Origin of the sequence: Streptomyces endophyticus (assembly GCF_035798155.1) — a bacterium.
In the GTDB taxonomy this organism is placed as follows: Bacteria; Actinomycetota; Actinomycetes; order Streptomycetales; family Streptomycetaceae; genus Streptomyces; species Streptomyces endophyticus.
In genome coordinates this window covers 316,172-339,105 of sequence record NZ_JAOZYC010000093.1, presented here as the reverse complement: position 1 = coordinate 339,105, position 22,934 = coordinate 316,172, and the positions used below count along the sequence as shown (strand labels likewise).

22 protein-coding genes are annotated in these 22,934 nt (G+C 71.0%); 6 read left to right on the top strand and 16 right to left on the bottom strand.

Going from position 1 to position 22,934, the window contains the following annotated elements; genetic code table 11:
* Nucleotides 1-84: 84 nt before the first annotated feature.
* From OKJ99_RS13175 to OKJ99_RS13160, 4 genes are all read right to left on the bottom strand, one after another.
* Nucleotides 85-762, bottom strand: coding sequence for an AIM24 family protein (locus OKJ99_RS13175; protein WP_326016232.1), 678 nt, complete (start codon nucleotides 760-762; stop codon nucleotides 85-87).
* A 92-nt stretch (nucleotides 763-854) separates the two neighbouring features.
* Nucleotides 855-1,094, bottom strand: a complete 240-nt coding sequence (locus OKJ99_RS13170) for a chaplin (RefSeq protein WP_407700680.1) — start codon at nucleotides 1,092-1,094, stop codon at nucleotides 855-857.
* Nucleotides 1,095-1,153: 59 nt separating this feature from the next.
* Entirely contained in the window at nucleotides 1,154-1,852 is a 699-nt protein-coding gene (locus OKJ99_RS13165) for a nucleotidyltransferase domain-containing protein (protein WP_326016231.1), read from the bottom strand.
* A gap of 57 nt (nucleotides 1,853-1,909) precedes the next feature.
* Entirely contained in the window at nucleotides 1,910-3,049 is a 1,140-nt protein-coding gene (locus tag OKJ99_RS13160) for a GDSL-type esterase/lipase family protein (RefSeq protein ID WP_326016248.1), read from the bottom strand.
* A gap of 119 nt (nucleotides 3,050-3,168) precedes the next feature.
* Here OKJ99_RS13160 and OKJ99_RS13155 point away from each other — a divergent pair, with 119 nt between their 5' ends.
* The gene (locus OKJ99_RS13155; RefSeq protein WP_326016230.1) at nucleotides 3,169-3,540 is read left to right on the top strand and encodes a hypothetical protein; all 372 of its coding nucleotides are present in this window, start codon (nucleotides 3,169-3,171) and stop codon (nucleotides 3,538-3,540) included.
* Nucleotides 3,541-3,586: 46 nt separating this feature from the next.
* On the opposite strand, the gene OKJ99_RS13150 is transcribed toward OKJ99_RS13155, so the two are convergent.
* A complete protein-coding gene (locus OKJ99_RS13150) occupies nucleotides 3,587-4,264 on the bottom strand; it encodes a hypothetical protein (protein ID WP_326016229.1) in 678 nt (225 codons plus the stop codon).
* A 138-nt stretch (nucleotides 4,265-4,402) separates the two neighbouring features.
* Here OKJ99_RS13150 and OKJ99_RS13145 point away from each other — a divergent pair, with 138 nt between their 5' ends.
* On the top strand, nucleotides 4,403-4,984 hold the full coding sequence (locus tag OKJ99_RS13145; protein ID WP_326016228.1) for an HAD family hydrolase: 582 nt from the start codon (nucleotides 4,403-4,405) through the stop codon (nucleotides 4,982-4,984).
* A gap of 22 nt (nucleotides 4,985-5,006) precedes the next feature.
* Here OKJ99_RS13145 and OKJ99_RS13140 read toward each other — a convergent pair whose 3' ends face one another.
* Nucleotides 5,007-6,176 (bottom strand): methyltransferase, encoded by a 1,170-nt coding sequence (locus OKJ99_RS13140; protein WP_326016247.1) that lies wholly within the window; start codon nucleotides 6,174-6,176, stop codon nucleotides 5,007-5,009.
* Nucleotides 6,177-6,266: 90 nt separating this feature from the next.
* On the opposite strand from OKJ99_RS13140, the gene OKJ99_RS13135 reads away from it, so the two are divergent.
* Nucleotides 6,267-7,172 carry an aminoglycoside phosphotransferase family protein gene (locus OKJ99_RS13135; protein WP_326016227.1) on the top strand — a complete coding sequence of 302 codons (906 nt, stop codon included), beginning with the start codon at nucleotides 6,267-6,269 and terminating at the stop codon, nucleotides 7,170-7,172.
* A gap of 14 nt (nucleotides 7,173-7,186) precedes the next feature.
* Here OKJ99_RS13135 and OKJ99_RS13130 read toward each other — a convergent pair whose 3' ends face one another.
* From OKJ99_RS13130 to OKJ99_RS13110, 5 genes are all read right to left on the bottom strand, one after another.
* Entirely contained in the window at nucleotides 7,187-7,939 is a 753-nt protein-coding gene (locus tag OKJ99_RS13130; protein ID WP_326016226.1) for an SDR family NAD(P)-dependent oxidoreductase, read from the bottom strand.
* Nucleotides 7,940-8,028: 89 nt separating this feature from the next.
* Nucleotides 8,029-8,460: an Rrf2 family transcriptional regulator gene (locus OKJ99_RS13125; RefSeq protein WP_326016225.1), complete on the bottom strand. Its 432-nt coding sequence runs from the start codon at nucleotides 8,458-8,460 to the stop codon at nucleotides 8,029-8,031.
* A 128-nt stretch (nucleotides 8,461-8,588) separates the two neighbouring features.
* Complete coding sequence (locus OKJ99_RS13120) at nucleotides 8,589-8,873, bottom strand: tetratricopeptide repeat protein (protein WP_407700683.1); 285 nt, start codon at nucleotides 8,871-8,873, stop codon at nucleotides 8,589-8,591.
* A 134-nt stretch (nucleotides 8,874-9,007) separates the two neighbouring features.
* Nucleotides 9,008-10,450, bottom strand: a complete 1,443-nt coding sequence (locus OKJ99_RS13115) for a GDSL-type esterase/lipase family protein (protein WP_326016223.1) — start codon at nucleotides 10,448-10,450, stop codon at nucleotides 9,008-9,010.
* A gap of 72 nt (nucleotides 10,451-10,522) precedes the next feature.
* On the bottom strand, nucleotides 10,523-11,929 hold the full coding sequence (locus OKJ99_RS13110; RefSeq protein ID WP_326016222.1) for a helix-turn-helix domain-containing protein: 1,407 nt from the start codon (nucleotides 11,927-11,929) through the stop codon (nucleotides 10,523-10,525).
* Nucleotides 11,930-12,247: 318 nt separating this feature from the next.
* On the opposite strand from OKJ99_RS13110, the gene OKJ99_RS13105 reads away from it, so the two are divergent.
* Together OKJ99_RS13105 and OKJ99_RS13100 are read left to right on the top strand one after the other, a co-directional pair.
* Complete coding sequence (locus tag OKJ99_RS13105; RefSeq protein ID WP_326016221.1) at nucleotides 12,248-13,219, top strand: esterase/lipase family protein; 972 nt, start codon at nucleotides 12,248-12,250, stop codon at nucleotides 13,217-13,219.
* A gap of 229 nt (nucleotides 13,220-13,448) precedes the next feature.
* A complete protein-coding gene (locus OKJ99_RS13100) occupies nucleotides 13,449-16,667 on the top strand; it encodes an amidohydrolase family protein (protein WP_326016220.1) in 3,219 nt (1,072 codons plus the stop codon).
* Between the two features lie 22 nt (nucleotides 16,668-16,689).
* Here the strand turns inward: OKJ99_RS13100 and OKJ99_RS13095 are convergent, their stop codons facing one another.
* Genes OKJ99_RS13095 through OKJ99_RS13075 form a run of 5 tightly spaced genes read right to left on the bottom strand, consistent with a single transcriptional unit; the run spans nucleotide 16,690 to nucleotide 21,995 of the window.
* The gene (locus tag OKJ99_RS13095; RefSeq protein ID WP_326016219.1) at nucleotides 16,690-17,334 is read right to left on the bottom strand and encodes an ABC transporter permease; all 645 of its coding nucleotides are present in this window, start codon (nucleotides 17,332-17,334) and stop codon (nucleotides 16,690-16,692) included.
* Nucleotides 17,334-18,083 carry an ABC transporter permease gene (locus tag OKJ99_RS13090; RefSeq protein ID WP_326016218.1) on the bottom strand — a complete coding sequence of 250 codons (750 nt, stop codon included), beginning with the start codon at nucleotides 18,081-18,083 and terminating at the stop codon, nucleotides 17,334-17,336. The genes OKJ99_RS13095 and OKJ99_RS13090 overlap by 1 nt, the downstream gene beginning before the upstream one ends.
* Complete coding sequence (locus OKJ99_RS13085; protein WP_326016217.1) at nucleotides 18,080-19,045, bottom strand: ABC transporter ATP-binding protein; 966 nt, start codon at nucleotides 19,043-19,045, stop codon at nucleotides 18,080-18,082. The genes OKJ99_RS13090 and OKJ99_RS13085 overlap by 4 nt, the downstream gene beginning before the upstream one ends.
* A 23-nt stretch (nucleotides 19,046-19,068) precedes the next feature.
* Entirely contained in the window at nucleotides 19,069-19,965 is an 897-nt protein-coding gene (locus OKJ99_RS13080) for an ABC transporter substrate-binding protein (RefSeq protein WP_326016216.1), read from the bottom strand.
* Nucleotides 19,966-19,967: 2 nt separating this feature from the next.
* Nucleotides 19,968-21,995 carry a CocE/NonD family hydrolase gene (locus OKJ99_RS13075; protein WP_326016215.1) on the bottom strand — a complete coding sequence of 676 codons (2,028 nt, stop codon included), beginning with the start codon at nucleotides 21,993-21,995 and terminating at the stop codon, nucleotides 19,968-19,970.
* Between the two features lie 129 nt (nucleotides 21,996-22,124).
* Between OKJ99_RS13075 and OKJ99_RS13070 the strand changes: the two genes are divergently transcribed.
* On the top strand, nucleotides 22,125-22,919 hold the full coding sequence (locus OKJ99_RS13070; protein ID WP_326016246.1) for an N-formylglutamate amidohydrolase: 795 nt from the start codon (nucleotides 22,125-22,127) through the stop codon (nucleotides 22,917-22,919).
* Nucleotides 22,920-22,934 lie beyond the last annotated feature (15 nt).

The following is a 22,934-nucleotide window of genomic DNA, read 5'->3' as shown; positions in this document are numbered from 1 at the left end:
GACTTTTCGGCAACGCCGCGAGCGCGCGTGCCAGACGCCGCGGCGCAGACGGGAGTTTGACGACAGGCCCTAGGCCGTCGCGGCTCAGTGCTGCTGCGGCTTCTGCGGGGTCGCCTCGCTGGGCCGCACGACCACGAACCCCTCGCCTTCGAGCATCAGTTGCACGGCTTCCCCGGATCCACCGCGGATCATCGAGCCCAACGACTGCGAACGGTGCAGTGAGGTACGCAGGTTGGCGCTCCACCCGACGACCGCGTCCGTGTCCACGTACACCGGCTGCTGCGGCGAGACGGGGAAGACGAGCGGATTGCCCTCGCAGACCAGCCCGAGCCGGCCCTGCCCGGTGAACACGCTGTTGAACAGTCCGCCGCCGGTCATCCCGGCGCCCTTCACCGTCTTGATCTCGTACGACAGTGTGGCGTCGAAGCACAGTACGTTGCGGCCGTTGACGGTGAAGACGTCGCCGGGTTCGAGATCCACGACGAACACGTTCTGCGCCTCCTGCGCGAACCAGGCCTCGCCCTGCCCCCGCACCTTCATCACGGGAAGCCCCTCCCCGGTGACGGCCCGTTTCAGCATGCCGCCGACGCCCTGACCCTTCCGCTCGAACTTCAGGTCCCCGCGGTACGCGACCATCGCCCCCTGCCGAGCCATCATCTCGCCGTCGATCACGTACCGGATCGACTTGGCGTTCTGCACGGTCATGCCGGGCGCGGCGGCGGGCTGCACCATGTACTCACTCGCGAAAAGATCACCCTTCATGCGGGCATCGTGGCCCGGAGGGAATCATTCCTACAAGTGGGCAGGCATGCCGAAGCCCCCTCCGACCTTGCGGCGGAGGGGGCTTCGCTGCGTCACTTGTTGACGCAGTAGTTGCCGAGGGCCGGGTTGAGCAGGGCGGCGACATTGACGCTGTTGCCACAGACGCCGACGGGGACGTGCACCGGGATCTGGACCACGTTGCCGGAGACCACGCCGGGCGAATTCTGTGCCACGCCAAACGGGTCGGTGTCCGCGGCGGCCATGCCGGCGGTTCCGAGGACGGCGACACCGGCCGCAGCTGCCGTGAGACCCAGCTTGATCATGGGCTTCATGAAGACTCCTTGAGTGAGACGAGAGGTGACGGATTCGCATTCCGTCACCACCTAGGCACTCACAGTTCCCCTCGGTACGCCTCTCGGGAGGGCCGGCCTGGGTACGGAGACCGAGACGGCCTGACGGTCAGCGCCGTCAGCCACGGGTGCCCAGGGTGTACACGCCCCAGCAAGCCACTCAGGGCGTCCCTCCGTGCCTGCCCCAGCAGCGGCAGTGCCGCGTCGAAGTCCGCCTGGTCCTTGGGGCGCGGCGCCTTGGCTTTGAACAGCAGCACCAACTCGGGTACCAGGTACGGGATTCCGTCCGCCGTCCGCGCGATGATCGCGTCGTACGGCAGCCGCAGACTGTCGTCGCGCCGGTAGATCCATGTCAGGCCTTCGTGGGGCTCACGGAAGACGTCGAACAGGAACTGGTCGCTCGCGGGATCCCGTAGCCAGGTCTGATGTGTCGCTGCCAGCGCCTTGGCCCGTGCTCCCGCCCAGACCCGGCCCGAACCCACCGCGTCAAACACGTACTCGGGGAAGCGGTCCCGAATCTCCGAGAACCCCGCAGCAGGCACCGCGATCTCCAGATCGCCGTGCGGCCGTGACTGCCCACCGAGGAAAAGATCCAGTGCCCAGCCCGCTGCGATGCACCACGGTGTCCTCACCCCGGCCAACCGTTCCGCGACGTGTTCCGGTCGCCAGGCATCCGCCCATCGGGCCTCCAGCTCGTCCGCGCTGAGGGCGACACCGCCAGGCGGCAGGGATTCGGTCATCGGTGCAACCTACCGCTGCGGTCCGACAGGCAGTGAGGCCGAGTGGCGCAGTCGCGGTCAGCCGAAGGGGCCGTCGGTTGCGAAGGCGTAGGCGGCGAAGTGCTTGCCCATTCGGCGGTAGGCGGCGGCTGTGGGGTGGAGGCCGTCGGGCAGGTCGGACGCCTCGGCTGGCCCGAGCAGCTCGCGGCCGTCGAGATAGTGGAGGTGGGGATCGTGGGACTGGCGGGCCGCCACGATCCGGGACAGCTCGGCGCGGACCACTGTCAGTGACAACGCCCCGGCGGCCACGTCCCCCGGGTCGCCCAGGGCTGTGATCTTGCCGTCCGGTCCCGGCGTGGTCGGGCCGGGGGAGTCCTCGAGAGCGGGACAGCTCACCGGGGACATCAGCAGGAGCGGGGTGTCCGGGTGCCCGTCCCGGATGGTGTCGAGGAATCCGTGTACCGCCGGGCCGAACGTCCGCAGTCGGAAGGCGGTCAGGCTCACGATGTTGATGCCTGCCTTGAGGCTGATCAGGTCGGCGGGCATATCGCGGATCGTCCGGGCGACGTACGGGTCGAGCACCGCGTTGCCCGCCTGGCTGAGGTTGATCACCTCCACTCCTCCGAGTGCGGCCGCCACCACCGGCCAGGTGCCGGTCGGGCCGTCGGCCTCGAGGCAGTGGCTGATGGAACTGCCGTGGTGCACCCACCGGCGCCGCCCGTCCGGCAGCGGCGCCAGCACCTCACCGTCCGCGCGCAGTGCCACCAGTTCCGTGGGTGTCTGCTGCGGCAACCACAGCTCGACATTCTTCATGCCGGCAGGTAGCCCGGAGAACCGTACGGTCCCCGGCTCGCCCGGGATCAGTCGCTGTACGGCCCCGGGGCCCGCCATCCGCAGCACGTTGCCCACCGGTGCCTGCCGACGCACGGCCGGGGCGCCGTCCACCACCAGCTCCAGCCTCCCGGTCGGGCGGGGCTCGGGGTCGGTGTCGAGCTGCCCTGTGGAGGTGAGCACGTCGAACTCCAACGCACACGCTTCGGTGCGGAACACCAGCCGCACCCCCGAAGGCATCACGGTCGTCCCGTAGACCGATGGGTCCTGGTACTGCTCCGTGGTCCAAGCGGGCAACCGGCGCGGCATCACTCCCGCCTGCGTGATCTCCAGATCCAGCGCCCCCCGGAATTCCACCGGCCCGCCCACCAACGGAACCGCCCGCATCGCCACCGTCACCGCTCCCGCCTCGGATCGAACATCTCGGGTCCGGATCCTGCCACAGGGCAATCGGCTCCCTGGCTCGTGTGTGTGCGACGCAGGCATGGAATCGTAGAATCGAACGTATGCACGATCAAAGTCCGGCGGAGCGCCTCGCGAAGCACCAGACCGTCAAGGCGTGGCTGATCTACCAGCTCCACCAGACCGAGAAGGAGATCGCCAAGCTGGAGAAGGAGACCGCCGAACGGGAGCGGATGAAGGAGGCCTCGTACCGGGAAAGGCGCTTCACCATCGAGCCGGCCCGCACCGAGGACGAGCCCGACCGGCTGCACCGCGGCGGCTGCCGCAACCAGCCGCCGCCCGTCGACTTCCATCTGCCGGAAGAGCTGCTGTCGGAGCTGGGACAGCGGCAGGTGGCCGCCTGTGCGACGTGCAACCCGCTGCCGGGGCTGCGCGGCAGGTGGATGCCGCGCATCGAGTCCGACGAAGGGGCCTGAGCATCGGCGATTCCCGGCGAGGCCCGCCGGCGGGCGCTCCTTGTTCTCAGTGGGTGGGGCGGTCCGGGCGGAGGATCACTTCGCTTCCGAGCGGGGTGAAGCCGCAAGCCAGGAAGGCGCGCAGGGAGCGCGCGTTGCCGGGGGACACCGCGGCGAAGACCGCTTCGCCCTCGTGGACCAGGGAGAGGGCATCGGCGAGGAGCCCGCGGCCGTGTCCCTGGCTGCCGCCGTTGGGTGCGTGGAGCTCGATGCTCAGCTCGCGTCGCCCGGCGAGGCCGTCGGCGAGGGTGACCAGTCCGCGCTCGTCGCCGTAGACCTCGACATTTGCCCGTAGTTCGCGGGCGTGGCGTACCCGTGGGTGGTCGGTCGTCTCGTGTGTCAGGTCCGCCAGGCGCGGGGTGCCTCCGGTGCCGCGTGCGGTGAGGGTCGCGTCGGTGCAGCCGATCCATCCGGCGGGTCCGGCGAGGCGGCGAAGGAAGTCGGGGGCCAGGGAGGCGCCGAAGCCGTCGGGGGAGTGGGCTTGGACGTCGGCGGTGGGCAGGGCGGTGGCGATGACCGCGTGTCCGGTGAAGGCGATGGAACATTCCAGGCCGCCGGGCAGTGGTGGCAGTACCGTCACGCCGCCGTCGCAGGGCGGGAAGCGGCCGTCGGACGCGCGTGAGAAGTACGCCAGGAGCGGGTGCGGTTCAGGTTCAGGTTCGGATTCGGGTTCGGGTTCGGTCACGGGAGTGCATTGTGGTGTGGTCCCGCCGGTGCCGGCACTCGGTTTTTCGGTGCGTGTTCTACTTCGGGCCATGCCGCTCCTACTGCTGGACCTGCGATCACTCCACGGGTCGACCGCGATGCCGCCTTCCGTTCCGCCGTGGTCGACTTCCTTGCCGAGCACGGCTTGGCTGCCACCGATGTCGATGGGGTGATGGACCTCGATGCCGGTGGTTACGCGGCGCGTGCGGAAGTCGCCGCGGCGATGGCCGATCGATACGGCGATGTGGTGCCCGCCGAGGCCGTCCGCGCGCTGCTCGACGAGGGCGGCGCCGATCGCGTCGTCCTGACGGAGGCCACCCGTGCGGCGCTGGGCAGGGCGCGGGCGGGCGGCTGGACTTGTGCCGTCGTCACCAACGGCCGTACCGCCCAGCAGGGGGCGAAGATCCGAACCAGCGGGCTCGACCGGCTCGTTCAGGGGTGGGCCGTCTCCGAGGGAGTAGGCCACAAGAAGCCGGATCCGGAGATCTTTCGGGCGGCCGCCGCTGCCGTCGGCGTTCCCCTGGAGGGGGCGTGGGTCGTCGGTGACTCGCCCCATGCCGACGTCGCGGGTGCCCACGCGCTCGGGCTGCGGAGCGTGTGGGTCTCGGACGGGCGGACCTGGGCCACGGCCGCCTACCGGCCCACCCACATCGCCGCCGACGTCGCGGCAGCGATCCACCACGTCATCCGGCACGTCTGAACGTCTGAACGCCTGAACGTCCTCAGCCGCGTCGGCCGCGAGGCTCTCGCTTGACCGCCTTCAGGATCACGAACTTCGCGTTGCCGGCGACCAGTTGGCTGTTGCCGAACAGGCGGCGCAGCTTCAGGTGGTAGCCGAGGTGGCGGTTGCCCACCACCCACAGCTCGCCGCCGGGGCGGAGCGCCGCGCGGGCCTGGGTGAACATGCGGTACGCCGTCGCGTCCGTCGTGGACTGGTGGCTGTGGAACGGGGGGTTGCTCAGGATCAGGTCCACGCCGGCGGGAGGTGTGTCGGCGAGACCGTCGCCGACGCGGAAGTCGGCCTTGCCGGGGCGGTCGCCGACGTTCTCGGCGTACGTGGCCTCCGCCGAGGCCACCGCCTGGTGCGACTCGTCCGTGAAGAGGACGTCCGCGTGCGGGTGGGTGAGTGCGGCGCTCGTGCCGACGACTCCGTTTCCGCAGCCCAGGTCCACGATGGTGCGGGCGTCCGTTCCCTGCGGGAGGTGCTGGAGGAGGAAACGGGTGCCGATGTCGAGGTGCTCCGCACAGAACACGCCCGCGTGGTTGACGACCGGGCGGGCCGACAACGGGCCGATGTCCGACGGGAGTTGGTAGGTGAGCGGCCACGGGTTCGGGGCCGGGGCGGCGAGCGCCGGGTCCGGCTCAGTGAAGATCAGACGGGCCTTCTTCTCCGCCAGCGACGTACGCGTCGGGCCGATGATCCGCTCGAACAGGTTCAGCGTCGAGGTGTGGATCTCCTTGACCATGCCGGTGCCGATCACCACCGTGTCGGCGTGCAGGGCGGGGCGCAGCCGGTGCAGTTGGTCCTCAAGGAGAGCGAGGCTCTTCGGGACGTGGACGAGGAGGACGTCGATGCGCGTGGGCGGGGCGTCCTGCGTGGTGAGGAGGCGGGCCGCGTCCGTGTGCCCGTTCCGGGCCAGGTTCGCGTACGTCGCCTGCTGGCCGAGGTACGAGTCCGAGATCAGGGTCGGCGTGCAGCCGGGGATCCCCGTGAGCGCCGTGGCCAGGGCGCCCCAGCGGTCGCCCACCACGGTCACCGTGCCGGTCAGGTCCGTGCCCGTCTCGGCGAGGTGCCGCAGCAGGTACGTGTCCGCGGCGTCCCACGCGCGCAGCTGGTCGCGGGGGTTCTCCGGGAAGCGGGTGAGGTCGACGTCTCCCCAGGGAGTGGTCAGGCGAGGGGCCGGTGCGGGCTGATCTGTGCGGTTCATCGTCCAGCAAGGCTAGCCGAGTCACAGGTCCTGGCTCACCTACTGTGGCTTCCCATGACCGGAGCCGAGATCGAGATCAACGCAGAACTGGTGCACGCCCTTCTTGCGGACCAGCATCCGGACCTCGCGGGGCTGCCCCTCCGCGAGGTGCCGGGCGGCTGGGGAAACCAGATGTGGCGTCTTGGGGATGAGTTGGCCGTGCGCATGCCGCGTATGGAAGGTGTCCCGGAGCTCCTGCGCAAGGAGTGCCGGTGGCTGCCTGTTCTGGCTCCACGTCTCCCGCTCCCGGTTCCGACTCCTGTGCGGATCGGTGAACCGTCCGCGCGCTTTCCGAGGCCCTGGAGCGTGATGACGTGGGTTCGTGGCGAGCCGCTCGACTCCACCTCGATCAGTCGCGGCGACCACGCGGCCGACGCTCTGGCGGGATTCCTCAGGGCGCTCCATGTGGAGGCCCCTGCTGAGGCGCCGGACAGTGCGGACCGCGGCGCTCACCCCAAGAAGTGCACGGACGGCTTTGAAGATTTCTTGCGGGCGATCGCCCCCGGCGGCTTGGCCGCTGACGTCCGGGCGGTCCGGGACGTCTGGGGCGATGCCGTTGCGGCCGCCGAGTGGCAGGGGCCGCCGGTATGGCTGCACGGTGACCTCCATCCCGCGAATGTCGTCGTCGCGGACGGGACGCTCTCGGGGGTGGTCGATTTCGACGCCTTGTTCGCCGGTGATCCGGCGTGGGACCTCGCTGCAGCGTGGCTGCTCCTTCCCGTGGGCGCGGGGTCACGTTTCTTCGAGGCGTATGGGCATGCGGACGAGGCGACGGTCCGGCGTGCCCGGGGGCTGGCTGCCCTGAAGAGTCTCTTCCTCATCCTGATGGGCCAGAACGGCGATCGGGGCCTTCCCGGAGGCAAGCCGACCTGGGGGCCTGCGGGTAGGGCCGCGCTCGATCGCGTTCTGGCTACCAGTTAGACGACAGGCCAGCCCTAGAGCTGGGTGACGCCGCCGTCGACGAGCAGTTCCGCGCCGGTGGTGAAGGAGCTCTGGTCCGTGGCCAGGTAGAGGGCGGTGGCGGCGACTTCGTCGGGACGGCCGACGCGGCCGAGGGGGGTCGGTGCGGCGGGCTCGGCCGCTGCGGACCGATCGGCCTGCGGGAATGCGGCCCGCAGCTCGTCACCGCCGGGGGTCTCGACGTCGCCGGGAGTGAGGGTGTTGACCCGGATCCCGCGGTCGGCGAGTTCGGCGGCCCAGGTGCGGGCGAGACTGCGGATCGCCGCCTTGGTGGCGGCGTAGACGCCCAGGCCCGGAGCGGCGCGCAGGGCCGAGCTGGAGGAGAGCAGGGTCACCGAGGCGCCGGCCGACAGCAGGGGCAGGGCCTTCTGGACGGTGAAGACGGTGCCCTTGAAGTTGATGGAGGTGGTCCGTTCGTACTCCTCCTCGGTGATCGTGCCGAGCGGGCTGTATTCACCGACGCCCGCGTTGGCCACGACGACGTCGAGGCGGCTGCTGCGCTCGGTGATCTCGGCGAAGAGCCGCTCGAGGTCGTCGAGTTGCGACACGTCGCTCTGGATGCCGATCCCGCGGCTGCCGACCTGCGCGACAGCGGCGTCGAGTTCTGCCTTGCGGCGACCGGTCAGGTAGACCGTCGCTCCCTCGGCGGCGAACCGGCGCGCGATGGCCAGACCGATGCCGGTGGAGGCGCCGGTCACCAGGGCGGTCTTGTTGTCCAGCTGTCCCATGAAAGTTCTCCGAATCCGTGAAGTAATAATGTTGGTTACGTTGGAGGGTGAAGAAGAGTGCCACCGGTGTGGTCGGAGGGAGGGTCGGGTCAGGCGGCTTTGAGGACGTCCCGCAGGACGTCCTCCAGGGTGGTTTGTGCCAACTCCTCGCGGAGGGTCGCCTCGATCCCGTCGTAGACGGCGGTCATCGCCGGTCCGATGCCATGGCCCACGACGCACTCGGGGTCGGGTGTCGAGCGGTGCAGGGCGAAGATGGGGCCCGACTCGACCGCGTCGTAGACGTCGAGCAGGGTGATTGCCGCCAGGTCCCGTGAGAGCGTCCAGCCCGCCCCGGCGCCTCGCCGTGAGTCGGCGAGTCCTGCCTTGCGCAGCTCGCCCAGCAGGCGGCGGATCACTACCGGATTGGTGTTCACGCTCGCCGCGATCTGCTCAGAGGTGGCGACCTCGTGGCCGCGGCGCTGATACAGCCCTATCCAGGTCAGGGCGTGCGCCGCGATGGTCAGCCTGCTGTTGGCGCTCACCTCGGACCTCACCTCCGCCGACCTTCGACCTTCAATCCTGTCGTAACAGTAAATGTTACGTCCGTGTACGGCAAGCGGGTCCTGCCCAGAAGGCAGGACCCGCTTGTCTTGTGTGGCGCCCGGTTCGGCTAGTCGAAGTCGCCCGCGAGTGCCGACGCCATCCGCAGATGCGGTGCCGCCTCGTCGTTGCGGCCCTGGCGTTCCAGCGTGCGGCCGAGCATCAGGCGGGCATAGTGCTCCACCGGGTCGCGCTCCACGATGGTGCGCAACTCGGCCTCGGCGCGGCGCAGTTGGGCCGAGTGGTAGTACGAACGGGCCAGGAGGAGGCGGGGGCCGACCTGCTCGGGAACCTCCTCGACGAGGCCGTCGAGGATCCGGGCGGCGTTCGCGTACTCCTTCGCGTCGAAGAACATCTGGGCACGGTCCCAGCGCTCCGCGGCCGTCCCGTGCGTGTAGTACTTCTGCTCCACTGTTGCCTCCTTGCTCGATCGCCTTCAACGGCGGCAAGGGGTGGCGTATTCCCTGGTGAGGAGAGGGGGGCGAACGCTCAGTCGACACTGGCCTTCGCCTGCGGGGACACCGGCGCCACATCCGGGTACGGCCGCGGATAGCGCGCGCCGATGCCGAAGCGGTCCGCGAGGGTGTCGGCGAAGGCCGCGGCGATGCGGATCTCGCCGTTCGGGTTGGGGTGGGTGCCGTCCCAGGTGTGCGCGGGGGCGGAGAACTCGGCCGCGGTCTCCGCGACGACGAGCGGCTCGTCCTGGGAGTCGAGGTCGGCGACCACGGTGCGGATGCGGGCGTTGGTCGCGTCGATCCGCGCCGCGAAGTCCGGCTCGTCCACGGCCTTCTGGCAGTTCAGTACGGTGCCGAGGGCGATGGCGACACCGGGGCGCCCGCCGCGCGCCCGCGACACGAACTCGCGCAGGTTCGCCTCGAACTGGTCGGGTTCCACGCCGTACCAGAACAGGTCGTTGATACCGAGGAGCACGAGCAGGTATTCGGGCTTGTGCTCCTGCGTCTTCGCCTCGATCTCCTCCTTCTCGTGTACGTAGGGCCGGCCCCACTGCGCGTCGTGGTCGCGGTCGAAGTCGGGGTCGGCGTAGGTGGCGTCGTCATCGCCGACCTCGGCCGTGCGGATGTTGTCCAGGCTGTTCTTCGGGCCGACGAGGTCGAGATCGACGTCGTGGGCGCGCAGATGGGTCCACAGGCGGTAGCGCCAGGTCCAGTCGCCGCTGCTGCCGTGACTGATCGAGTCGCCGACGATCATGACGGGGATGATGTGGTCGTCGCTGGTCGGCACGGTGTTCTCCTCGTACGTAGACGGTGCGGGGTGGGCGGGTTCCGGCGCGTACCCGCGCAGGACGCGCGCCGGTACGCCACCGATCAGGCAGTGGTCGGGGAACGTGCCGCGCACGACGGCTCCGGCCGCGACGGCGACGTTCCGGCCGAGCCGGGCGCCGGGCAGGATGACGGCGCCGGTGCCGATCCAGCAGCCGTCGCCGATCGACACCGGGCGGTTGTGCGGCGGCTGGGTGCCGATGGGGTGGTGGGGGTCGGTGTACCCGTGGTTCTGGTCGGTGATGTACACGTTCGGCGCGATGAAGACGCGGTCGCCGACGGTGATGGACTCGTGGGCCACGATGTGCGTGCCCCGGCCGACGACACAGCCACTGCCGACGCGTAGCACCAGGTCAGGGCCGAGGTCCAGGCCGGGGAGCAGCCCGGCGGTGAGTGTCACCTGGCTGCCGACCAGGGTGCCGTCACCGAGCGAGATCCACGGTTCGCCGTAGCGGCAGCCGCCGGGGAAACCGATCCGGACGCCGGGGCCGAAGTACGCGAAGCGATTCGCCTCCGGCGCTTCACCGGTGAGGGCTCCGGTGCGTTCTGCCCAGGCCCAGGCCCGGCGCACCGCGATGCCGCCCAGAGTGCGGGCGCCTTGGCGGGCACGGAGCGTGAGACGGGAGACGCGTCCCGTGTGCGGGGTTCTCACGTGATCAGGTTAGAGAGGGTTGACCAGGCCCGCGCGTCGAGCACTCGCGTGGTGTCCTCGCAGGTCACGGCCTTACGGCTGGGTGTCAGGGCCCTCCGCGCGCAGCGCCGCCTCCAGTTCGAAGCGGGCGTCGGTGTCGGTCAGGGCCGGGCCGAAGAGGCGTTGCAGATGGTGCAGGCGTTGGCGGGCGGTCTGCGGGTGGATATCGAGGCGCTCGGCGAGTTCGGGTGCGCTGCCGTGCGGGGTCTGCAGGTGGGCGAGGAGGGTGTGGGCCAGGCGGTTTCGCTGTTTGGGGGTGAGGCCCGTCAGGGGTGCGAGGCGGCGCGCGGCCATGAGGCGGACGAGCGCCGGGTCGGCGAGCAGCAGCAGGTCCGTGAGGTGCCGCCCGGCGTCTCTGCGGGCACCGGCGGGCCCGTGCTCGCGCAGGGTCCGGGCCCAGCGCAACGAGTCGGCGGCCTGCGCGAGGGGGACAACGGGGCCGATGACACCCGAGCGCTCGTGCAGCAGCCGGTGCAGGCGGGGGTCGGCGAGGCGGGTTCCGGGGTCGGGGACGAGGAGGCAGGGGGTGGGGCCGTCGAGCTCGGCGAGCACGTCCCGGGGGAGCGGCTTGCGGAGGGTGGGGGCGGGATCCGCGTCGCGGGCGGAGGCGGGTGACCGGCAGGGGTCGTGTGTGAGCGGCTCACCGGGGCCGGTGTCGGTGCCGGGTCTGGGTCCGGGTGTGGGTGGTGCGTCGAGGTCGCGTGTGGGCGGTCCATCGGGTCCGGCGTCCGAGCCGGGCGCGGGTGGCCGCGTACCGCCGCGGGTCGGCGAACCCGGACCGGCTCCCGCAACCCACCGGGGCCCCAACGCCACCCCCACCACCGACTCCGGCAACGCCCACTCCGCGTCCCGCGCCGCCTGCTCCAGTGACTCCGGCGACGGCGGCTCCGACGCGATCAGCAACGTAAGGAGGCGATGGCGGCGACGCCCGAGGGTTCCCGCCGCGTCCGCCTGGGCGCGGGCGTACGCGGCGACCGACTCCGCCGCGATCTCGTCGATATGGGTGAACGCCGTCTCCGCGAGCTGCGCCACCGCCTCCGTGCCCAGGGACAGCCGGCGCGCCACCCGCGCGTAGCGCCGCCACGCCACGCGGCCGCCCAAGCGGTACGCCGCCTGCAACGCGTCCAGGCTCCGCCCCTCAGCCAACTCGCTGCGCCCCAGCGCCCGGTAGACCGGAAGGCGCCGCGCGTCGAGTTCGCCGCCGCCCTCCCCGACCCGGTCGACGAATTCGGCGAGAGCGGTCTCCACGCCGTTTCGAATGAATGCACCGAACTTCCCCGACAGTGGCCGGGAGAATTCCGGGATCTGCCGCCGGATTTCATGGATGATCTCGGCCGCCAGGGTGCGGTTCTCCTTGCGCAGCTCGTCTCCGAGGCGCTGCGGAAATACCGTCCACGCGCCGCCGAAAGACGCCATTCCCGCCGTGCCGGAACCGTTCATCCCTTCGCTCCCAGGTCCGTCCGTTCGCCGAGTATGGGCCGAGGTTACTCGCGGGTCAAGGTGTTGACGGGAAGTCAACTACCAGCGCTAGTCGGTCGTTCACCAGCGGTATTGCGGATCACTGGAGCCGTGAAGGGCACGAAGCGCTCACCTGAGTGACACTTTCGCCCGGCCCGGGCGCGGAATCCTGGCACCGTTCTGCGCGCCCGACCCACTGCCTTGTCCACAGCATTGCCGGGCGCCTCTGGGGTCTCCTAGCTTCACGCCGTCCGACGCCGCTCAGTACGCGGCATTCCAGAACAAGGGACGGTACTGGAAATGAGACGCAGGATTTTCTGCACGGCCGCCGCGGGCGCCCTCGGAATCGCGGGACTTGTCTCGCTCGGCTCCCCGCATGCGACCGCCACCGAGGAACAGCGGCCGGTCGAGTACAACTTCACCAAGGGATTCCTGGCCGGAGTCTTCAAGGCCGGCGAGGCGCCGCCCGGCGCGAACGACTGGGGCTGCAAACCGAGCGCCGAGCATCCGAGGCCCGTCGTCCTGATCCACGGCACGCTGGAGAACATGCACGGCAACTGGCGTGGCGCGGCGCCCCTGTTGGCGAACAACGGCTACTGCGTCTTCGCCTTCAACTACGGCGCCGACAAGGCGACATCGCCGATCCAGGGCACCGCCCACGTGAAGGACGGCGCGGCCCGACTCGGCGCCTTCGTGGACAAAGTGCGCGGCGCGACGGGCACGGCCGAGGTCGACCTCGTCGGCCACTCACAGGGCGGCGGCCCGCTGCCCCGCACGTACCTCAAGGACGACCCGAGCGCCGCCGGCAAGGTCGACAAGCTCGTCGGCATCACCCCCTCCAACCACGGCACCACCCTGTCCGGCATCACTGAACTCGGCCGCCAGCTGCACCTGTTGCAGCCGATGAACGGATTCCTCGACAAGACCGCCCCGGCCCTCGTCGAGCAGGAGATCGGCTCGGACTTCAACAAGGCGCTCGACGCCGGCGGCGACACCGTGCCGGGCGTCGACTACACCGTCATCGCCACCAAGTACGACGAGGTGGTCACGCCCTACACCAACGCCTTCCTCAAGGCGGGCCCCGGCGCGACCGTGCGCAACATCCGGCTCCAGGACACCTGCGCCAAGGACTACTCCGACCACCTTGAGGCACCGTACGACCCCATCACCCTCACCCACGTACTGAACGCGCTCGACCCCGCCCACCCCCGCGCGGTGAAGTGCCGGACGGTGCTCCCGCTCACCGGACCCACCGGGCCGGTCGATCAGTAGCGGAAATCCGAACGCCAAGCCCCTGGAAGCCGCCCGCCGCGCCCCACTCCGGCAGGCGGCTTCCGTGTGTCCTTCGACCGGTTCGCGACGTCGGCCATGTTGACTCACTGCGGGTGCCACGTATGTTGCTGTGCGTCCCCTCTCCGACTCGCGCACAGTTCGGTCCCGCAAGGCCCACGGGCCCCCTCGGTCCCGTGGGTCCACATGCCCTCCGTGCAATGGGAGTCTCATGGACACCACCCGCGCCACCACCCCTGTCGCCACCCCCGGCACCACCTCCTTCACCCGCCGCCGCTTCCTGCAGACCACCACCGCCACGGCCGGCGCCGTCGCGGCGGGCGCCGGGGCCCTCCTCGAACCGGCGACGGCCGCAGCCGCCGAGGCCGCCCCCGCCTCGCTCTCCTTCACCGCCGCCACCAACGGAGCCGCCACCCTCGCCCCGTCCGGCGACCGCTTCGTCGCCGAGATCCAGAACATCCTGTGGTCGATCCCGCGCAAGGGCGGCACCGCGAGACGCCTCACCACCCCCGAACTCGAGCCCACCCGCCCCCAGTTCGCCCCCGACGGCAAGCGCCTCGTCGTCTGCGCCTACCAGGGCGGCGGCTTTCACCTGTGGCTCCTCGACGCCGACGGCGGCACACCGAAGCAGCTCACCGACGGACCATGGGACGACCGCGGCCCCGCCTGGTCCCCGGACGGCCACCGGATCGCCTTCGCCTCCGAGCGCGGCGGCGACCCCGAACACGCCGCCCCGTACCGCATCTGGACCATCGACGTACGCGACGGAACCCTCACCCGCCTCACCGGCGCTCCCGGCCAGGAGGGCCCAGGGCAGGGCGGCGCCTGGGAGGACTTCGACCCCACCTGGTCCGCCGACGGCACACGCGTGCTCTTCGTACGAGGCGTGGTCACCGACGCCGGAACCCTCCAGGCGTCCACCCTCGCCTCGGTCGCCGCCGACGGCACCGGAGCCGTCACCACCGAGCACACCGACGGCTCCGGCGCTCAGGTCATGACGCCCGCCGTCGCCCCGGGTCCGAAGGGCCCGCTCGCGTATCTGCGGACCACCGCCGCACCCGCCGCCACCTGCACCCTCGTCGTCGACGGGAAACCGGTCGACGTGCCCGGCGACCTCGCCCCCGTGCCGCCCCGCTGGACCGGCGCGGACACCCTGCTGCTCACCGTCGACGGCCGCTTCCGCCTCGTGCGCCCCGCCGCCCCGAGCGAGGGCGAACAGATCGCGTTCACCGCGACCCTCCCCGTCGACCGCCCGCACTACCGCGTCAAGCGCTACGACTTCGAGGCCGGGGGAGTCCGCCCGGTGCGCTCCCCGCACCTGCCGGCCCTGTCGCCCGACGGCAAGCAGGTGGCCTTCGCCGCCCTCAACTCGCTGTGGATCGGCGCCACTTCGGGCGGCCGCGCCCCGCGCAAGGTCGTACAGGCCCCGCAGACCCGCTACGTACTCGCCCCGACCTGGACCCCCGACGGCAAGGCGCTCGTCTACGCCGACGACCGGGCGGGACTCTTCTCCGTACGCCGTCACGACCTGGGCAGCGGCAAGGAGACGGTGCTCGCCGAGGGCGGGCGTGTGTTCCCCGCGCTCTCGCCCGACGGGGAGCGCCTGGCGTGCATCGACATGTCGGGCAACCTCGTCCTCCGCGATCTCACCGCGGACACTGAACGCGTCCTCGCCGCGCCGATGGGCAGTGGCGGACTGCCCGGCAGACCCTGCTGGTCGCCCGACGGCAGATACGTGGCGCTGTGCGACCGCAGCCGCCTCAACCAGCGCTTCCGCGAGGGCTACAACCTCATCCGCGTCGTCGACACCCAGACCGGCAAGGCGATCGTCCACCAGGTCGCCCCGCATGTCTCGATCGCCGACCGCTACGACTCCGGGCCCGCCTGGTCGCCCGACGGCCGCACCATGGCCGTGGTCGTCGAGTCCGCGCTGTGGCTGCTGCCCGTACGGGCCGACGGCACCCCGGACGGCGACCCACGGCAGGTCACCGACGAGGCAGCCGACCACCCGAGCTGGTCCGCCGACAGTCGGCAGCTCCTCTACCTGAGCGCGGGCAGGCTCCGCCTCCTCGACGTGGCGAAGGGCACCGCCCGTACGGTCAAGGTCCCGCTCGACCACCGCCGCCCCCGCCCCGCCGACACCGTCGTGCACGCGGGCCGGTTCTGGGACGGCACCGGATCCGAGGTCCGTGACGACGTCGACCTCACCGTCGAGGGCGGCCGCATCACCGCCGTCGCCCCGCACCGCGCGGGCGGCCGGACGGCCGCCAAGCGCATCGACGCCTCCGGAAAGACCGTGATCCCGGGCCTCTTCGACGCCCACACCCACCCCTGGCAGTCCACCTACGGCGGCCGCCAGACCGCGCTCCAACTCGCGTACGGCATCACCACCGCGGTCTCCCTCGGCGGCTTCGCCTACGAACAGGCCCGCATCCGCGAGGCGGTGTACGCGGGCGCGCTCGCGGGGCCGAGGCTGCTCGCCACCGGTGAACTGCTCGACGGGCCGCGCGTCGCCTACAGCATGGGCCGCGCCCACCGCACCCGCGCGGGCCTGCGCCGCTCGCTCGACCGGGCCGCCGCGCTCGACTGGGACTTCGTCAAGACCTATGTGCGGGCGCCGGGTTGGGTGATGAAGGAGGCGGCCTCCTTCGCGCACGAGCGGCTCGGCGTGCGCAGCGGCAGCCACCTGTGCACACCGGGAATCCAGCTCGGGCAGGACCTGACGACCCATCTACAGGCAACGCAGCGCCTGGAGTTCGGGCATGCCACGACGGCGAGCGGGCACTCAGGGCAGGACGTCCAGGAGATCTACTCGAAGACCGGCGACTTCCATCTCATCGCGACCCCGTTCACGGCGCAGCCGCTGATCGGCGCCGACCCGGCGCTCGCGGAGGACCCGCGCGTCACGCGGCTGATGCCGCCGTGGGACACCGCCGCCGTGGAGAAACTGGCCACGACCCCGCCCACGGCCGCCCAACTCGCCACCCTGGAGCGGGAGATCGCGGTCTACCGGCGCGTCCTCGCCGCCGGTGGACACATCGCGCTCGGCACCGACCAGCCGCTCGTCCCGGTCGGCCTCCACCTCCACCTCGCGCTGCGCGCCCTGCACCGCGGCGGGTTCTCCGCGGCCCAGGCCCTGCACACGGCGACGCTCATGCCCGCACGGGTCTTCGGGGCGGACGCGGACCTGGGCACGTTGGAGGAGGGCAAGCTCGCCGACCTCACGATCGTCGACGGCGACCCGTTCACCGACTTCGACGACCTGATCCGTACGACGGCGGTGCTGCGCGGCGGCGTCCCCTTCCAGCAGGCCGACCTGGTCGGCTCGTTCGAACCGGTGGCCTCCAGGACACTGAGGGCCACCGGTGACGACTGGCTGGAAGTGGGCCGCCACATGCGCCGCGAGGGCTGCTGCGACGCGGGGATCTAGACGGCTGTTCTAGACGACTGTGCTAGACGCGCGTCCCGCGTGGCGCGAGCCGGTTGCCGACGGCCCCGAACAGGCCGTCGGCGACCAGCGCCAGGACCGCCACCCACAGCGCCGCCGCGATGACACCCGACAGGCCGTACGACACCTGGTTGAGGATGATGTCGCCGAGCCCGCCGCCCCCGGCGACGGCCGCCAGGGTCGCGCTGGAGATCACGTACACGACGGCGATCCTGATCCCGGTGAACAACACCGGGAGGGCGAGCGGCAGTTCGACGCGCCATAGGATCTGCCACTGCGTGAGCCCCATGCCGCGCGCGGCCCGCACCAGGTCCGCGTCCACCTGCTCCACGCCCAGGTACGCGTGCGTAAGCACCGGCGGGATCGCCATGATGACCAGCGCCGTCATGACGTTCACGAAGCCGATGCCGAGCAGCCCCAGGAAGATCGCGATGAGCGCGAGCGAGGGCAGCGCCCGGCCGATGTTGGAGATGCTCACGGTCAGGAACGAGCCCTTGCCGCGGTGCCCGAGCCACACACCGAGCGGCACCGCGATCACCAGGGCCACGGCGACACCGGCCGCGGAGAGCAGCAGATGGTCGACGGTCCGGCTGAGCAGCAGCCCGAAGTGGTCGGCCATGAACGAGAAACTCGCGAGGAAGGTGTGCATCAGACGGTCCTCCGCGTCCTGGCCCACGGCGTGAGCACCCGGCCGAGCAGCACGAGCAGTCCGTCGGCGGCGAGCGCGAGCGCCACGGCCAGCAGACCGGCCCCGATGAACTGCGTGTTGAACGGCGACTGGAGGCCCTGGATGATCGGCGAGCCGAGCCCCTGGTCGATGATGAACGCGGCGATCTCGACCACGCTGATCGTGGTCACGGTCGCCACCCGCAGCCCGCTGATCACGCCGGGCAGCGCGAGCGGCAGCTCGATGCGCCACAGGATCTCGCGCCGGGTCAGGCCCATGCCGACACCGGCCCGCCGCACGTCCTCCGGCACCTCATTGAGCCCGGTGACCGTCGACTTGAACAGCACCATCAGCGTGTACGCGACCAGGGCGATCTCGGCGGTGAGCACCGACAGGCCCGACACCGGGACGAGCAGCGTGAACAGCGCCATCGGCGGGATCGTGTAGAGGAACGACGTCAGCCCGCCCAGCGGCCTGACCAGCCACTTCCGGAAGTGCGCGAGCAGCGCCAGCGGGAACGCGATGAGGAAGCCGATGCCGACCGCGATCAGCGTGAGGCGCACGTGCTGGACGAGGGCGGGACCGAACACGCTGGAGAAGTTCGCGGTGAACCAGTCGACGCAGAACACGCCGTTGTCGCGCACGCACGAACTGACCGTGCCGAAGTCGGGGATGACGGGGTCGGTGCCGGCCGCCAAGGACCCGGCCGCCAGGGACAGCAGGCCGCTCACGCCGCCTCCCGTATGAGCGCGACGGTGACGGAGCCCACCGGCTTGCCGGCCTCGTCCGTGACGGACAGCCGCTCGGCGCCGCCGGCCATCAGCGCCGACAGCGCGGTGCGCAGGGTGTCACTTGTATGCAACGCGCCGTCTCCGGAAGCCTCGTCCGCCGGCTCCAGCTTCAGGTCGCCGAGCGTGCGCAGTGTCAGCGCCTTCAGCCCCCGGTCCGTGCCGACGAAGCGGGCCACGTAGTCGTCGGCGGGCTCGCGCAGGATCCGCTCCGGGGTGTCGTACTGGAGCAGCTTGCCGCCCTTGGCGAGGATCGCGATGCGGTCGCCCATGCGGACGGCCTCGTCGATGTCGTGGCTCACGAACAGCGTCGTCTTCTGCACCTGCTCCTGGAGTCGCAGGAACTCGTCCTGGACGTGCTCGCGCGTCACCGGGTCGAGCGCGCCGAACGGCTCGTCCATCAGCATGATGGGCGGGTCGGCCGCCAACGCCCGTGCGATGCCGACGCGTTGGCGCTGTCCGCCGGAGAGCTGCGAGGGGTAGCGGTGGGCGTACTCCTTGTGCGGGAGGCCGACCAGTTCGAGCAGCTCGCGCGAGCGCTCCGCGATCCTCGGCTTCTTCCAGCCGAGTACCTGCGGCACCGTCGCGACGTTCTCCTCGATCGTCAAGTGCGGGAAGAGACCGGCCTGTTGGATGACATAGCCGATGCCGCGCCGCAGTTCGATGACGTCCTGCTCGCGGATGCTGCTGCCGCCGATCCGGATGTCCCCGCTCGTCAGCTCGGTGAGCCGGTTGACGAGGGTCAGCGCGGTCGTCTTGCCGCAGCCGGAGGCGCCGAGCAGGACGCAGATCTCGCCCGCGGGAACCGTCAGGGACAGCGCGTCGACGGCCGCCTCGTCCGTGCCGTCGTACATCTTGGTGGCCGCGTCGAAAACTATCTCGTCGGCGGCGCCGGCGGTCTGCATCGTGGAATGCTCCTCGGTCACGGTCATATCAGCTTGTTCGCTCTCAGGAACCGGTCGGCGACCTTCGCCGGGCTCAGCCGCATCATCGCGGCGGCCTCGTTCAGTGCCTGCATGGCTTCCTCGGTGAGCAACTCGTCGACGGCGTTCAGCGGTTCGGTGAGCCGCTCGCCGTACTCCTCGACGAGGGACGTGCGCACGACGGGGGAGACGTTCTGGAACCCGAAGATGGCCTGGTCGTCGTCGAGGATGGTGAACTCGTAGCGGCGCAGCTGCGGGTCGGTGGTGAACACGTCGGCCGCGTCCACGTCCCCGTTCTTCAGCGCCGGGTACTGCAGGCCGATGTTGAGCGGCCGCACCTTCATGTCGTGCAGCCCGTACGCCTTGACGATGGCGTCGAAGCCGAGCGGCCCCGTGATGTTGTCGGGGTACTCGGCGTACGAGATCTTCCCCAGCTTCTTCAGGTCACCGACGGTCTTCAGGCCGTGCTTGCGGGCGTCGGCGGTGCGCACGGCGACGGCGTTGCGGTTCTGGAAGGGCGTCGGCGGCAGCAGTGAGATCCCGCGCCCCGCCTCGAACTTCTTCGCCGCGACGTAGGTGTCGCGCGCCGTCGTCGGCATGTGCTTCGGCATCGCGAACGTCTGCAGGACGACGCCGGTGTACTCGGGGTACAGGTCGATCTGCCCGTTGCGCAGCGCGCGGTCGATGAGGTCGGCGCTGCCCACGTTGGACTTGAGGACGACGTCGAAGCCACGCGTGCGCAGGATCTGGGCGTACAGCTCGCCCATCACCCACGACTCGGTGAACTGCTTGGAGCCAACGGTGATGACGGGCCCGGTGCCGGCGGCCGACCCGGTGGCCGTGGCCACCCCGGCGGCCGCGACGACACCGAGCGAGCCGGTCAGGAACGTGCGTCTGCGCATGCTCAGACTCCCTGCCGGGGAATCACTGCGTCCGTGGTGCGATCGAAGACGCGGGTGTCCCCTTCGTAGGCGGTGAGGGTGTTGACGACGGTGAACGCGGAGGCGTCGGCGGTCATCCGGCTGTGCGTGACGACCTTCCAGTGCCAGTCGCCGCGCCCGCCCTCCTCGGTGCGCTCGCACTCCACGACGGCGGAGGACGGGTCGCCCTCGGTGAGCGAGAAGCGGTCGACGGCGTCGCCGCGCTTCCACAGTCCGTCGGTGAGGTCCTTGAACTCCCCGTCGCGTACGACGAGTTCGACGACCGTGCGGCCGGAGACCGGGTCGTGCTCGATGCGCCGCGAGGAGCCGTCACCGGACGTGGACAGCTCGACCGGCAGGTCCGGCTGCGGATCGCCGTAGGGGCGCAGCGCGGCGTCCGCGTCCGTCGTCGGCCTCACCGGCAGGTGCAGCGCGGCGGCGGGGGAGGGGTGCACGGTGACCGTGACCGGCTCGGGGGACGGCCAGGCCAGCGGCCAGTACGAGGACGAGACCGCGACCCGGATGCGGTGGCCGGGCGCGAAGGCGTGCGCGGTCGCCACCAGCGGCACGGTCACGTCGTAGGCCTGTCCGGGCTCCAGCGGCAGCGTCTCCTCGTGGCCCTCGCGGTGCGTGAGGTTGAGCATGCCACGGGTGACGAGCCGCGAACTGCCGTCAGGGGCAACGTCGTTGAGGCGCACCGCGAGCTGCGCGGCGGGCCGGTCGGCGCTCACCCGCAGCGTCACGGACGGCGCCCCGAGGATCTCGGCGCGCTCGTCGAGCGGCGTCGTGGTGAAGCAGTGCGCGAGCCCGTCGTCGCCGCCCTGCGGGCCGAACTGCCCGGCCGCGTCACCGAACTGGAGCCAGCTGCCGCCCGCCGTACCGAGCACGCGCGTGCTGTCGAGGTGTGCGTCGCGAAAGCGCAGCGGGTCGTGCCCGACGGCCTCGCCCGCCGACTCGCCGGCCAGCGCGAACTCCTGCCGCTCGATGCGCTCGGAGGGCCACTGCTGCTCGGCGACCCACCGGCCGGGACGCCGCTCGCGGTCGCCGCCGGGCGCCGCCCACTCCGGCAGCCACGCGCGCAGCGCCGGATCCGCCAGGGCCCCGGTGTCCTTGCCGCGCAGGAACTGGTCGAACCAGCGCACCACTTCACCGTGGAAGTCGATCGCGGGCCCGGGCGCCGCCTGGTGCGGATACGTGTGGGCCCACGGCCCGACGAGCGCCCGCACGGGAGCGTTGCGCACGCCCTCCAGCAGGCGCAGTACGGCCCCGCAGTACGGGTCGTACCAGCCGCCCACCGCGAGCACCGGTGCCTCGATCGCCCCGAAGTCCTCGCACACCGAGCCGTGCTTCCAGAAGGCGTCGCGGGTCTGGTGCCGCAGCCACTCCTCGACGTAGACCGGGGTGTCGGCCATCCGCTCCAGCCACCGCTCGCGCCAGTCGTCGCCGACCACGGCGGGGTCGGCGGGCCGCGCGTTGTAGGCGAGCATCGTCGACGCCCACGGCAGCATCTCCGAGGCGATCAGCGAACCGCCCGTGTAATGCACGTCGTCGGCGTACCGGTCGTCCGTCGAGCAGACCGTCACGATCGCCTTCAGCGCGGGCGGGCGCAGGGCCGCGATCTGCAGTCCGTTGAAGCCGCCCCACGACTTGCCGATCATGCCGACCGTGCCGTCGCACCACTCCTGCTGCGCGAGCCAGGCAATGACCTCGACACCGTCGTCCAGCTCTTGCTGGGCGTACTCGTCGAGCATCAGCCCGTCGGAGTCGCCGCTGCCGCGCAGGTCGACGCGGACGGCGGCGTAGCCGGACGCGGCGAAGCGGGCGTGCAGGCTGTTGTCGCGGTCGGCGGTCCCGTCGTTCTTGCGGTACGGGATGTACTCGAGGATCGCGGGCGCCGGGCGTGCGGGGCCTTCCGGGAGCCAGACGCGGGCGGCGAGCCGGGTGCCGTCGGCGAGCGGGATCCACAGGTGACGCACGAGTTCTGAAGGTGCTTCGGGCAGGTTTTCGGGCAAGGTGAGGTACTCCTGTCGCGCTCCAGCTACTCACTGTCCATTCAGTAGTAGCGGCTGGGCTCCCTACCCCGCGCCCACACCTCGAAACCACCTGTCCCAGGAAGTGGACGGGGTGGGAGAGTGGGACACATGGACACCCCGCCCTTCCGGCTGCACCCCGGCGACCCGTCCTCCCCGGTGCTCCTGCACGTGCCGCACGCCTCCCGCGCGATCCCGGCGCACGTACGCGAGGGCCTGCTGCTCCAAGGGGAGGCCCTGTCCCGCGAACTGGACCTCATCACCGACGCCCACACCGACGCCATCGCGGAACGCGCCGCGCGCGCCGCGTCCGTCACACCCTGGCGGTTCGTCAACGAGCGCTCGCGCCTGGTCGTCGACCCCGAGCGGTTCCCCGACGAGCGCGAGGAGATGCGGGCCGTGGGCATGGGCGCGGTCTACACGCGCACCACACACCACGAGCCGCTGCGCCCCGAACCCCCGGCGGACGAGCACACCTTGCTGGACACGTACTTCCACCCCTACGCGCAGGCCATGACAGCGGCCGTGGCCGACCGCCTGGCCGCGACCGGCCGGGCGGTCATCATCGACGTCCACTCCTACCCGAGCCACGCCCTGCCCTACGAACTGCACGGCAGCGACCCACGTCCGCCGGTGTGCCTCGGCACCGACCCGTTCCACACCCCGGACATGCTCCTGGCCCGGGCCCGCGAGGCCTTCGCCCCGTACGGCGACACAGCCGAGAACACACCCTTCGCGGGCACGTACGTCCCGCTGGCGCACTACGGCAAGGACCCCCGCGTCACGGCCCTCATGCTGGAACTGCGCCGCGACCACTACCTCGACGAACCCGTCACCCCGCACGGCGGGCTGGCGCAGGCCGCCGACGCGCTCGCGAACCTGGTCGACGCGGTGCACACCGCCTGACTGAAGCAGCCCGCC